General features: G+C 61.0%; 13 protein-coding genes. 1 reads left to right on the forward strand and 12 read right to left on the reverse strand.

Annotated features, from left to right (window positions below; genetic code table 11):
* Positions 1–37 precede the first annotated feature (37 nt).
* From ccoS to NKI19_RS19405, 9 genes are all read right to left on the reverse strand, one after another.
* Positions 38–190, reverse strand: a complete 153-nt coding sequence (ccoS, locus tag NKI19_RS19365; protein WP_023679633.1) for a cbb3-type cytochrome oxidase assembly protein CcoS — start codon at positions 188–190, stop codon at positions 38–40.
* Positions 187–2,475 carry a cation-translocating P-type ATPase gene (locus NKI19_RS19370; RefSeq protein ID WP_352567093.1) on the reverse strand — a complete coding sequence of 763 codons (2,289 nt, stop codon included), beginning with the start codon at positions 2,473–2,475 and terminating at the stop codon, positions 187–189. Before NKI19_RS19370 ends, ccoS begins: the two co-directional genes overlap by 4 nt.
* A complete protein-coding gene (locus tag NKI19_RS19375; protein WP_352567095.1) occupies positions 2,472–2,969 on the reverse strand; it encodes a FixH family protein in 498 nt (165 codons plus the stop codon). Before NKI19_RS19375 ends, NKI19_RS19370 begins: the two co-directional genes overlap by 4 nt.
* Complete coding sequence (ccoG, locus tag NKI19_RS19380; protein WP_352567096.1) at positions 2,966–4,525, reverse strand: cytochrome c oxidase accessory protein CcoG; 1,560 nt, start codon at positions 4,523–4,525, stop codon at positions 2,966–2,968. The genes NKI19_RS19375 and ccoG overlap by 4 nt, the downstream gene beginning before the upstream one ends.
* A 132-nt stretch (positions 4,526–4,657) precedes the next feature.
* Positions 4,658–5,521, reverse strand: a complete 864-nt coding sequence (gene ccoP, locus NKI19_RS19385) for a cytochrome-c oxidase, cbb3-type subunit III (RefSeq protein WP_352567098.1) — start codon at positions 5,519–5,521, stop codon at positions 4,658–4,660.
* Between the two features lie 2 nt (positions 5,522–5,523).
* Positions 5,524–5,673, reverse strand: a complete 150-nt coding sequence (locus tag NKI19_RS19390) for a cbb3-type cytochrome c oxidase subunit 3 (RefSeq protein ID WP_352457387.1) — start codon at positions 5,671–5,673, stop codon at positions 5,524–5,526.
* A gap of 11 nt (positions 5,674–5,684) precedes the next feature.
* Positions 5,685–6,416: a cytochrome-c oxidase, cbb3-type subunit II gene (ccoO, locus tag NKI19_RS19395; RefSeq protein WP_352707162.1), complete on the reverse strand. Its 732-nt coding sequence runs from the start codon at positions 6,414–6,416 to the stop codon at positions 5,685–5,687.
* Positions 6,407–8,038, reverse strand: coding sequence for a cytochrome-c oxidase, cbb3-type subunit I (gene ccoN, locus NKI19_RS19400; protein WP_352567102.1), 1,632 nt, complete (start codon positions 8,036–8,038; stop codon positions 6,407–6,409). Before ccoN ends, ccoO begins: the two co-directional genes overlap by 10 nt.
* A 592-nt stretch (positions 8,039–8,630) precedes the next feature.
* Positions 8,631–9,377 carry a Crp/Fnr family transcriptional regulator gene (locus tag NKI19_RS19405; protein WP_352567104.1) on the reverse strand — a complete coding sequence of 249 codons (747 nt, stop codon included), beginning with the start codon at positions 9,375–9,377 and terminating at the stop codon, positions 8,631–8,633.
* Positions 9,378–9,531: 154 nt separating this feature from the next.
* On the opposite strand from NKI19_RS19405, the gene hemN reads away from it, so the two are divergent.
* Positions 9,532–10,875, forward strand: a complete 1,344-nt coding sequence (hemN, locus tag NKI19_RS19410) for an oxygen-independent coproporphyrinogen III oxidase (protein WP_352567106.1) — start codon at positions 9,532–9,534, stop codon at positions 10,873–10,875.
* A 355-nt stretch (positions 10,876–11,230) separates the two neighbouring features.
* On the opposite strand, the gene NKI19_RS19415 is transcribed toward hemN, so the two are convergent.
* From NKI19_RS19415 to NKI19_RS19425, 3 genes are read right to left on the reverse strand one after another with little or no spacing between them, the layout of a single operon-like run.
* Positions 11,231–11,362, reverse strand: coding sequence for a hypothetical protein (locus tag NKI19_RS19415; RefSeq protein ID WP_352567108.1), 132 nt, complete (start codon positions 11,360–11,362; stop codon positions 11,231–11,233).
* A 26-nt stretch (positions 11,363–11,388) separates the two neighbouring features.
* Entirely contained in the window at positions 11,389–11,643 is a 255-nt protein-coding gene (locus NKI19_RS19420; protein ID WP_352567110.1) for a DUF5615 family PIN-like protein, read from the reverse strand.
* Positions 11,624–12,289: a DUF433 domain-containing protein gene (locus tag NKI19_RS19425; protein ID WP_352508080.1), complete on the reverse strand. Its 666-nt coding sequence runs from the start codon at positions 12,287–12,289 to the stop codon at positions 11,624–11,626. The genes NKI19_RS19420 and NKI19_RS19425 overlap by 20 nt, the downstream gene beginning before the upstream one ends.
* Between the last annotated feature and the right edge of the window lie 234 nt (positions 12,290–12,523).

Here is a 12,523-nt window from a genome sequence, read left to right on the forward strand (position 1 = left end):
GAAAATATTCGAGCGAGTCCTCGCAGGGCAGGCTGGGTCAACTGCGTGGCTCGTCGCGGTCGATCAGGATCCGCTCGGCGGCGCCATCGAGATCTTCATATTGGCCGCTCCTCAAGGCCCACAGGAACCCCGCCAGCCCAAGCGCTCCGAGGAACAGGGCCACAGGTATGAGGTAGGCGAGCGTCGTCATGAGGATTGTGCCAGTGCGCCAATGTCCGAGCGCCTGTCATGTCGGGCATCTTGCACCGATGCATTTGACACGAAACCTTGCAGACGTAGCGCATTGCCGATGACCAGGAGGGACGAGGCGGACATCGCGACCGCCGCGATCAGTGGCGTAACGTGCCCCAGAATGGCGACCGGCACGGCGATGCCATTGTAAACGATCGCGATGGCGATGTTCTGCCGGATCAGCCGTCCGGCCTTCCGCGAAATGTCTAAAGCAAGTGGGACCGCCAGAAGACTTTTACGCAGGAACACGAAATCCGCGGCGTTGCGACCGATATCCGCCGCCGTGGCCGGAGCGATCGAAACGTGTGCGGCGCCCAATGCAGGCGTGTCGTTGAGCCCATCGCCGACCATCAGCACCTTGTGGCCAGTTCGCGTCAATGCTTCGATGTGTTCGACCTTCCCGGAGGGAAGCAACGCGGGAACGAAGCGCTCGACGCCCAGTGCTTCCGCGACTTCGCCGCAGGCAGCTTCTGTGTCGCCCGACAGCATCTCCACCGACACGCCGGCGCCGTTCAGTTGCTCGATGGCCGCCTTGGCATCGGCACGCAGCTCATCCTCGAAATCGAAAGTCGCGACAATGACCCCGTCCTTCGTCAGAACGGTTCCGCCATAGCCTTGTTTGCCTTCGCCGCCGATCCGAGCTTTCCACTCACGCCATCCGCGGCGACCCAGCCGCCAGGTACTGCCCTCGGCGATGGCTTCGATGCCGAAGCCCGGATGCTCGCTGACGGACGCGAGTTTCGGCTGGCCGGCAAAGGCTGCATTGCCAGCGATTGCCTTCGAAAAGGGATGGCGGGAATGCGCTGCCATCTCGGCCGCCATGGCGAGCATCGTCGGATCGATGGACGGCGCATAGATCAGCCTGGGCAGTCCGAGCGTAAGCGTGCCGGTTTTGTCGAACAATGCCGTGTCGATCCCCGCCAGGCGCTCCATGGCGGAGCCGTCCCTGACCATGACGCCGCTTTCAAACAGCCGCCGCGCAGCGACCACCTGCACGATCGGCACGGCGAGACCGAGCGCACACGGGCATGTAATGATCAAAACGGCGATGGCGATGGTTATGGCCCGGTGCCAGTCGCCGGTCGCCGCCATCCAGCCGAGGAACGTCACAAAGGCGGTGAGGTGGACCACGGGGGCATAGAGCGCGGAGACGCGATCGGCGATCCTGCGATGGCGGGCGCGGCCGCCCTCTGCCGCTTCCATCAGCCGAACGATTTCGGCCAGGAATGAATCCTTCGCGGCGGCCGTCGCCTCGATGGTCAGCGGACCGGTGAGATTGAGTGTACCGGCCTGGACCTGCGCCCCCGGGCCCACCGTTCTGGGCGTGCTTTCCCCGGAAACCAGGGAACAGTCGAGATCCGATGCCCCGCCAATGATCCTGCCGTCGATGGGCACCCTCTCGCCAGCCGCAATCAAGAGCTCCATTCCTGGTTCGATCTCGCCAACCGGCAAGTAGTCGCGCGAACCATCCTCGCGCAGCACCATGGCGCCGCGCGCCGCCAGCCGAGCCAGTCCGTTTACGGCCGTCCGTGCCCGTTCCCGCATCACGTGATCCAGCGTGCGGCCGATCAGCAGAAAGAACAGCAGCGACACCGACGCGTCGAAATAAGCATGGTCGCCATGGTTGATCGTCTCGTAGAGGCTCATGGCGTAAGCGAGCGATACCCCGACCGCGATCGGCACGTCCATGTTCATGCGGCTGTGGCGCAGCGCATTCCAGGCCGAGCGAAAATAGATGCCGCCGGCGAAAGCGAGCGCAGGAATGGCAATCAAGGCCGAGACCCAATGGAACAGGTCGCGGGTCGCGCCTTGCGCGCCGGACCAGACGGAGACTGATAGCAGCATGATGTTGCCCGCCGCAAAGCCGGCGACCGCGACGGCGCGGATCAGTTCCGAGAGCGTCCTGTCCTTCCCGTCAGCCTCGGGATCGAACAGGTGCGCGCCATAGCCCAGCCGTCCAAGTGTGGCGACGAATGGCGGAACCTCGTCGCCGCGCCACCGGACCGAAACACGTTTCGTTGAAAGATTGACACGAGCGCCTTCGACGCGATCCAGCTTCCCGATCGCCGTCTCGATCGTCTGGATGCAGGCGGCACAATGCACAGCCGGCACCGAAAGGTCGGTCTGGCGAAGATTTTCGCCAATCGAGCGGCTCGCCAGTCTGATTTCCTGGCCAGAAGGCAGGACCAGTGTGACCTTTTCCAGGTCCAATGCCATTTCGGCGCCTGGCGCGCAGCAGCTCATTGCAGCGCCCCGCGGGAAATCACGATCCGGCGAACGTCGCGATAGGGTTCCGCAAGGCTCGCATCGGCGTCGATTTCGACGATCCAGACGCCATCCTTGGGGATGTGGTGCGCGGCGAATATCTGACCGGAGGCAGCGGCAAGAGTGACGGATTTGTCCTCGGCCTCGTAGGCGGGATGACGAAACAGCACCTTGACGCCATGCAAGGCAACCGGCTTGCCGACAGCCTCGGTGAGGCTGTAGCGGACCTCACCGCCTGCGATGGTCAGTTTGCCAGTCCAGCCGAGGGCTGCCTGAGCTCGCCCCTCCTCGGCCTTCTTGTTGAACTGCTGGCTCGCCACATAGGTGTTTTCGACGACAAGGCCGGTCCAGCTCGTGTTGGCGAGCGTCGCCATCGTCAGATTGACCGCTATGACCACGCCGAAGAAGCCAAGGATGGTGAACAGCATATGCCTGCCGGTGAATTCGCGGGATTGTCGCGAGGTGTCGCTCATCTGGCGCTCTCCGGTGCGTTGAAAGTGGCCGTATATTCGTCCGACTCGAACGTTGCCTTGTTTTCGACCCGGAACTTGAAGCTTTGCGCTGTACCCCGAACCTGATCTGCCGGCTGACGCACGAAAACCTTGAGCATCTTCAGCCGGTCGGGTTCGACCGGGATGGCGAAGGAGCGATCCGCCGGCAGGTCGATGCCGACAACGCTCATTTCGGCTCCATGCAGGCCCTGCATCGTGACAATGATCGTTCTTGGTTCGGGGATCATGTTAAGCAGCTTGACGGTGTAGCCGTTGCGGATCGAACCGTCGGACAGCGTCACGAACTGCGGGTTGCGATCGTGCAGGACATTCAATTCGAGCCGTTCGCGGGTCAGCAGGGAATAGAGCAGCGCGAGACCGACCGCCGACCAGGCGCCCATGTAGATGAAGGTGCGCGGGCGAAAGATCTTGCGGATATGGAAACGGGCCACCTTGTCGGAGAACAGGCCGTCAGCGCTCCTGACCAGTGACGGGTTGACTGAACCGGAGCCGCCCGGGGTCGCCAGTCTCATATTGGCGTTGTAGTCGGCCAGCGTCGCATAGGAAATCAGTCCGCGCTCCCTGCCGAGCTTGTCCATGATACCGTCACAGGTATCGATGCAGAGCGCGCAGGTGATGCATTCAAGCTGCTGGCCATCACGAATGTCGATCCCCATCGGGCACACCGCGACACAGGCATTGCAGTCGACGCAGTCGCCGACGGGCTGCCCGGCGGCAAGGACCCTCTTGGCGTGACGCGAGCGCGGTTCGCCGCGCCAGTCATTATAGGTGACGGTGAGGGAATTCTCGTCGAGCATGGCCGCCTGGATGCGCGGCCATGGGCACATGTAGGTGCAGACCTGCTCGCGCATCAGCCCGCCGAACGTATAGGTCGTCGCCGTCAGCACGGCGACGGTGATGTAGGCGACGGGGGCGGCGGTGCCGGTGAAGAGTTCCCCAAGCAGCATCGGCGCATCGGCGAAATAGAAAATCCAGGCGCCGCCGGTCAGCACCCCTATGACCAGCCAAATGGCGTGTTTCGATGTTCGCAGCACGAGTTTGCGCGCAGTCCAGGGACCGGCATCGAGCTTGATGCGCGCGTTGCGGTCGCCCTCGATGGCTCGCTCGACGACCAGAAACAGATCGACCCACACGGTCTGCGGGCACGTATAGCCGCACCAGGCCCGGCCGACGGTGGATGTGATCAGGAAAAGGCCGACACCGGCCATGACCAGCAGGCCGGCGACGTAGTAGAATTCCTGCGGCCATATCTCGATGAAGAAGAAGTAGAAGCGGCGGTTGGCAAGATGGACCAGCACGGCCTGGTCAGGGGCAAATGGCCCGCGATCCCACCGCAGCCAGGGGGTCAGGTAGTAGATCCCCAGCGTGATTGCCATCACCGACCACTTGAAGCGGCGGAAACTGCCAGAAGCCCGGTTCGGGAAGATCTTCTTGCGTCCGGCATAGAGCGGCTGACGGGTCTTGGCGGAGTTGACCGCATCGGCTTCGAGCCGTTCTATTTGCGTGTTATCGAGCACGAGAAGCTCCAGTCACCAGCGACGATTTCGCCGGAAGCCCGACCCATCGGTTTCTGGATGATGCCGAGGCCCGGCTCGCGCCGGGCCTCGTCGCTTGGCGGTTGGGGGGAGGACGAGAATAGGCTTGCGTTCCTATTCTCCGCCGCCAAGCGAATGGACATAGACCGCGAGTTCCTTGACCTTGATCTCGCCGAGACGCCCGATCCAGGCCGGCATGACGCCATGCCTCGGGGCGCGGACCTGCGCGGCGATGGCTGTTTCGCCAGACCCGTAAAGCCAGATCGCGTCGGTCAGGTCGGGTGCGCCGAGCTCCCTGTTGCCCTTTGCATTCTCACCATGACAGGCCGCACAATTCTCGGCGAAAACATTGGCGCCGAGTTCGATCAGGCTTGTGTCCTGAACAGGATCGGAGAGGCTTGCGACATAGGCGCCGACCTGCTTGATCTGATCCGTCGTGATGACGTCGCCAAAAGCAGGCATTTCCGACAGGCGCGTATCCGGGTCCGATGCGAAGCGGATGCCGTGCGCAATCGTCTGCTGGATCTGTTCGGCGTTGCCACCCCACAGCCAATCGTCGTCGTTTAGGTTGGGAAAACCCTTGGACCCTTGAGCGCCCGAGCCATGGCACTGCACGCAATTGACCTTGAACGCGGCGCCACCTGCGGCGATGGCGAATTCGCGTAGCGTATTGTCGGCTGTAATCTCGGAGACGGTCTTCGCCTGAATGGCAGCGACAAATTTACCCTTGGCCACTTCGGCCGCCGCCAGTTCATTCTTGACGTCTCTGCGGCTCGAATACCCCAGCACACCCCTGGTCGCGGAAGTCAGCATCGGCCATGCCGGATAGACGACGGTGTAGCCGATCGCCCAGGCAATGGTGATGTAGAAGGTTATGACCCACCAGCGCGGAAGCGGGTTGTTGAGTTCCTTGATGCCGTCCCACTCATGGCCGGTCGTCGAGATGCCCGAAACCTCGTCGATATGCTCGCTGCCCATGATCAGTCGTCCTTGAGAGGAATGTGAGCGGCTCTCTCGGCTTGCCTGCGGCTGCCGGGACGAAATGCAAAGGCAACGCATCCGAGGAAGAAAAGTGCCATGGCAAGCAGGCCCCAGCTGTCGGCAAACTCCCGCATGAAATTGTAGGTCATCGCCATTCTCCTCAGCGGTAACCGGCGGCTTCGTCATAGGTCCTGAAATCGACCAGCGTGCCGAGCATCTGCAAATAGGCGACCAGCGCATCCATTTCGGTGACCTGCTGCGGATCGCCGTCGAAGTCCCCAACCTTGGCTTTCGGATAGCGTCTCTCCAGGCCCGATGTGTCGGCATTCGCATCGGCCTGCGCCATGAGATCGGCATTGGCATGAGCGATCATGTCGTCTGAATAGGGCACACCGACACGGCTGTTGGCGATCAGATGCGTCGAGAAATCCTTCACCTCGATGGGCATGTCCTTCAGGAACGCGTAGCTCGGCATGATCGATTCCGGCACCGCCGAACGCGGCTCGGTGAGATGCTGGACGTGCCATCCGTTCGAGTAGCGGTCGCCGACCCGGGCGAGATCCGGCCCGGTGCGCTTCGAGCCCCACTGGAACGGGTGGTCGTACATCGACTCGGCCGCCAGGCTATAGTGGCCGTAGCGCTCGACCTCGTCGCGGAACGGCCTTATCATCTGGCTGTGGCAGAGGTAACAGCCCTCACGCACATAGATGTTGCGCCCGGCGAGCTCGAGCGGCGAATAGGGCCGCATGCCTTCCACCTTCTCGATGGTGTTGTCGAGATAGAAGAGCGGCGCGATCTCGACGATACCGCCGATTGTTACGACCAGCAGGGACCCGAGGAGAAGAAGTGTGGCGTTCTTCTCGATGACCGCGTGTCTGTCCATCAGGCCCATTTTCTGGCTCCTGATCGCACAGGCTGGAGGGCGGGGATGGAGCGCGGCATCGGATCCTCCTCGCGCTGGTAGCCGAGGATGGTCATGGCGATGTTCCAGGCCATGATGAGGGCGCCCGACAGATACATCGCGCCGCCGATGGCACGCATGATGTAGTAGGGATGCATGGCGGCGACGGTTTCGGCGAAGGAGTAGACCAGGAAGCCCTGCTCGTTGTATTCGCGCCACATCAGGCCCTGCATGACGCCGGAGACCCACATCACCGCGGCGTAAACGACGATCCCAAGCGTCGCCAGCCAGAAGTGCCAGTTGACGAGCCGCAGCGAATAGAGCCGTTCACGTCTCCAAAGCTTCGGCACCATGTAGTAGATCGCGCCGAACGAGATCATCCCAACCCAGCCGAGCGCACCGGAGTGCACGTGACCTATGGTCCAGTCGGTATAGTGCGACAGCGAATTGACCGTCTTGATCGACATCATGGGACCTTCGAAGGTCGACATGCCGTAGAAGGCGATGGCCATCACCATCATGCGGATGATCGGGTCGGTCCGGATCTTGTCCCAGGCGCCGGATAGCGTCATCAGGCCGTTGATCATGCCGCCCCATGACGGCATCCAGAGCATGATCGAGAACACCATTCCGAGCGTCTGCGCCCAGTCAGGGAGTGCGGTGTAGTGGAGGTGGTGCGGACCGGCCCAGATGTAGAGAAAGATCAAAGCCCAGAAGTGGATGATCGACAGCCGGTAGGAATAGACCGGTCGGTTGGCCTGCTTGGGCACGAAGTAATACATCATGCCGAGGAAGCCGGCGGTGAGGAAGAAGCCGACGGCATTGTGGCCGTACCACCATTGCGTCAGGGCGTCCTGTACGCCGGAGAAGGCTGAATAGCTCTTGGAGCCCAGGAAGGAGACCGGCATCGACAGGTTGTTGATCACATGCAGCATTGCGATGGTCACGATGAAGGCAAGGTAGAACCAGTTGGCGACATAGATGTGCGGTTCCTTGCGCTTTAGGATCGTGCCGAGGAACAGGATGAGATAGGCGACCCAGACAATGGTCAGCCACAGGTCCACATACCATTCGGGCTCGGCGTATTCGCGGCTCTCGGTAATGCCGAGCAGGTAGCCGGTTGCCGCCATGACGATGAACAGCTGATAGCCCCAGAACACGAACCAGCCGAGATCGCCGCCGAACAGACGCGCGCGGCAGGTGCGCTGCACCACATAGAGAGACGTGCAAATCAGCGCGTTGCCGCCGAAAGCGAACACAACACCGGATGTGTGCAGCGGCCGCAGTCGGCCGAAATTGAACCAGGGCTGGATGTTGAGATCCGGGTAGGCGAGCTGCAGGGCGATGACGACGCCGACCAGCATACCGACGACACCCCAGAACATGGTGGCGATGGCACCGTAGCGGATCGGCCCATCCATGTAAGCGGCGGGGTCGATCGGAACTGTCGGCTTGAACTCCGTGTTGCGCAACAGAATCGCAGTGAAGCCAGCCACGGCGAAGAACAAAACCCACATATGCTGGCGAAAAGGTTCATCTACGCCGAAGCCGGCAGCCACCAGGGCCGCAAACGCAAACAGGCTTAGAAGGACGATCTCTGTGCCGAATTTCATCGCAAGCCCCGATTTCCGATTCCGGCGGGCGCCAAACCGCAGTGCCTTATTGCGCAGCCGTGGCCTGCTCGCCCTGATCCATGTCAGAGCCGCACGATTTTGCTTCGAGCAGCATCGAGTTCGGTGCGATCAGACTGTGGCGATCGAATGTGGAAGCGCAGCACCGGCCGCCACGCTTATGGACAGGCCCGGCGTCCCCGGTCTGGCCGGGTATGGAGGCGATCGCGGGCGTGTGGGAAGCGCGCCTTCTGTGACGCTGGAAAGTAGGCCGATGCCTTGCCGAACGTCGATCGTTTCAATGCCTTGGGACAGCCAGCGCCAGCGTTGCGCTGCCTTCGTGACATTCATGATTCGGGGGAACGGCGATTTTCCCCTGCGTATGAGGCGTATTGACTTCGGCCGAGTGCGATCCTGCCTGGAACAGCCGGTTACACGTCGAGCACCTCGAGATGGATGCTTCGCCGACGAGTTGGCCGAAACGCACCATCGGATGGAGAGCGGGCTGTCGCTATGCGATTTCTTCTAAGCCCAACGCGAGCATGCCCTGCCCCGAACGAAGTAGGTGACGGAGGCCATGCAGCTTCGGTGTCATTCAAACGGCGGTTGCGCCTCGGCCGCCGCAGCGCCGTTCCAGCCGGCTCATGCTGTCCACGGTGACACGGCGGTTGTTCTCGATCCGAATCACGCCGTCCATTCTCAGGCTGGTCAGCTGACGGCTCACGGTCTCGTTTGTAATTCCAAGGAAATCAGAGATGTCGGCACGCGTCATCGGCAGCTCGAAGCACGCCGACCTGGCCGCCGGGTTAACACTGGAATCGATGTTCCGGGCGATCATGAGGAGAAAGCTCGCCACCTTCTCCGGTGCGGTCTTGCGCCCCAGAGTAACCATCCATTCGCGTGCTTCGTCGAGTTCGTTCAGCGTCTGCTTGAGCAGGCGATGCACAAATTCCGGTGATTCCTTCATCATCCGTTCGATGGCCGCTCTCGGAAACGAGCATAGCGAGACAACTGTTGCCGCTTGCGCATTGATCGCGCTTTTCACCTTGAAGGGCCGTCCCAGAAAATCCGGCGCGAACTGGAGGCCGACGATCTGCTGGCGGCCGTCCGAAAGGCTCTTCGTCAGCTTCACCACGCCTGAAAGCACGTTTGAATAGCTGTCGACCGCCTCGGCGTCGCCGATCAGTTCGACCCCCGGCTCGATTTTGTGCCGCGATGAAGTCTTGGCTAGCCGAGCCAAATGGTCTGGTTCGAGCGCACCACAGACACCGCGGTGCCGTGCCTCGCAAGACAGGCAAAGAACGGGAATGCCGGAACTGTGAATATCCTGCCGTAATGTCATTCGATCGGTCTACCGGTCCAGTGCAGGCAGGATAGCAATCGACGGTAGAAAAATCCTTGCGGCAGTTTGTCCGTGCTGAAGGTTGATCGAAATCAGGGCTTAGGCTCATCCAAGCATCCACAGTTCCGGCGACGCAAACACGGTGGACCACGACATGCGACCGGAGCTAGCTGCCAGACTTGGCGAGAATGTCCCGCGCTATACCAGTTATCCGACCGCGCCGCATTTCCATGCGGGGGTCGATGCCGTCGTTTACCGAGGCTGGTTGGAGGCGCTCGAAGGTGGTGACGAGATCTCGCTCTATCTGCACATCCCGTACTGCGACAAGCTTTGCTGGTTCTGTGCCTGCCATACCAAGCAGACACGCCACTACGAACCGGTGACCACATATCTTCGCTCACTGCATGCCGAGATCGCCACCGTCGCCGGTCTTGTCGCAGGCAAGGGCCGCGTGCGTGCCGTCCATTTCGGCGGCGGTTCGCCAACGATGCTCAAACCGGAGGATCTGGTGGCGCTGGGAACCGCCCTGCGCAACAGCTTCACGTTTCTTCCCGGCGCCAAGATCGGCGTCGAAATCGAACCCAATGATATGGACGATGCCCGCCTCGACGCACTCGCCGAAATCGGCATGACCCGTGCGAGCCTCGGCGTCCAGGATTTTGACCCGAAGGTGCAAAAGGCAATTAACCGCGAGCAGGGCTTTTTGCAGACCAAAGCGGTAGTCGACGGCGTTCGTTCGCGCGGCGTCGAATCGGTCAATCTGGACCTGCTCTACGGCTTGCCACACCAGACCAGGGAGAGTGTCGCCTCCACCGTCGCGCAGGCACTGACCCTGGAACCGGATCGGATAGCGCTTTTTGGCTACGCCCATGTGCCGTGGTTCAAGAAACATCAGACGATGATCGACGAGGCATGGCTGCCGGGTCCGGCAGAGCGGTTTGCTCAATCGCAACTTGCGGCGCGGGCGATCGTGGACCAGGGATACGAAGCAATCGGGCTCGACCATTTCGCCAAACCGGGCGATGCCCTCGCGCTTGCCGCCCGCGCCGGAACACTGCGCCGGAACTTCCAGGGCTATACGGAGGATCGCTGCGAGACCTTGATCGGCCTTGGCCCGTCATCCATCAGCCAGTTTCGGCAAGGCTATGCACAGAATATGCCTTCGACCGCCGAGTATGGACGCATGGTTGCACAAGGAGGGCTGGCCGCTGTTCGGGGTATCGCGCTTTCCGACGACGACCGTGTTCGCGGCTGGATCATCGAGCGATTGATGTGTGACTTCGCCTTCTCGGCGATTGAGCTGGTGGAGCGCTTTGGCAAAGCCGGCCAAAGACTTCTCCTCAAGGCGAGTTCCACGGCCCTCCAAGATCCTGCGCGGTTGCTTGAACTTGATGGTGACCGCTTCGTCGTGCCTGCGGAAAGCCGGCCGTTTGTCAGGAGCATCGCGGCAAAGTTCGACAAATATTGTGGAAAGGCCAGGCATTCGGTAGCGGTCTGAGCACCGCTCAGGAACGGTGCGGTTTCAGTCAATCTTGAACCGATTGCGCTACATTTTTTGGCTCTTCATAGGCGAACGTCGCGTCAAGATAGGATTCAGAACGGACCAGTGCGAACGTCTTTGGCATAGCGACGATGTCGTCCAGTCGTGCCTTCCGGCGCCGTAGTTGTTGCGACCCGAGGGCTTGCTACCTTCTATGGCATGCCTAAGTGGTGTTTGTTTTTGTCGTCTGTTCGCGACAGTCTCACTCTGCCGCGGCCAGTCTCGGCAGGTGCCTGTTCGCGCTTCGCGACGACGACAGGACCATTGATGAGATCGGTCCTGCGCCCCCGGCTTGCGGCCTGGTTGGCTTCGATCATTCCTTCGGTAGCGCATAACGGACAACGCGCAACGTTTCCTCGTCTTCGAGGGTCACTTCAAGAACCTGGTTCACAAGATCATCGTCGTCGAGCTCGATCAGAGCCATTTCGAAAAGTTCGACCTGCATGTCGAGATCCATGCCTGGCGGGCCGTTTAGGCAAACAAGCCCTGCGTGGATGGCAACATCTGCATACTGTCTTTGGTGCCCGGATTATCCTTTGGCCCCCTAAAATCCACCGAGTTCTTGGTGACGAAGGTCCAGTCGCCTTCAAGAATGATCGGCTTGAGCTCCCAGTCCTTGAGCCCGGCGAGCCCCAGCCAGACAACGTGGCTGGTCTCGCCATGACCCTTCCCATGCGCAATTTTTGCAAGCTCGGGGGTGAGACATTCATCGATCAGGAACTTCATCCGCCTTCCTAAGTCGCGGAACACGGCGATCGGAAGTGATGACGGAGCCTTTTGGAAGGTCTCCAGTACGAGGACGCCCTCGCAGGGGGTTCGCCTCTGCATAAATCGCCGCGAGCCGTACCTTCTCCGCGTCAAGGCTCGGGTAGGCCCCAAGAATGCGCTCAACCGAATGACCGACAGTGACGGATGCCGCGACATCATACACTGGGACGCGAGTGTTACGGATAACGGGCGTGCCGCTGAGCACGTCATCCGACGACGTGACCATCTCGCGAGCCGCCTCGAGATCGGACAGACGTTCACTCGTGCTCTTCAGGAACGGCGTCAGATCGATCGTCAGAAAGTCGTCACGCACGGTCCAGTCCTCGCGCAGCAGTGCCGCCCAAGCGAGCGAGCGCGAGAGTGTTAGCTTGGGCTCAACCATCCTGATCGCAAACAATCGTTCTTCCGAGGTTAGACGTTTTGCGGTCTCGAAGTAGAAGCTGATGAAGGAGCAGGCTCCGGCCAGGACGTGCCGGCCGTTGTCAACCGATACGAAGGCATCGGGCAGGATGCGTTCATCGATTGCGCGATTGACATCTCGCAGGCTTACACGCGAGACCACGGCGGCCTCGCTTGCCTTCAGCATTTCGGCTACGGCTGCCATGGTCGCTCCTAAGTAAATCTTCCGACGCATCGGAAATATAGAATGAGAGAGTGCCTTTTTCAATGCCTAATGGCGCGGCTGGACGGCGAAACAAGAAAGCCGAACTCAGAGGCTCGGCCACTTGTGAAGGTAAAAATCGGAGCGCCGAGATGCATCCGCGGGCATGAACAAGATCGCGAAGCACCAAGGCGACGCCGCCCATAGAAACTCCAGACGGCGCCAGAACCCCAGGCC

Origin of the sequence: Mesorhizobium sp. M0751, assembly GCF_040320265.1 — a bacterium.
GTDB lineage: Bacteria > Pseudomonadota > Alphaproteobacteria > Rhizobiales > Rhizobiaceae > Mesorhizobium.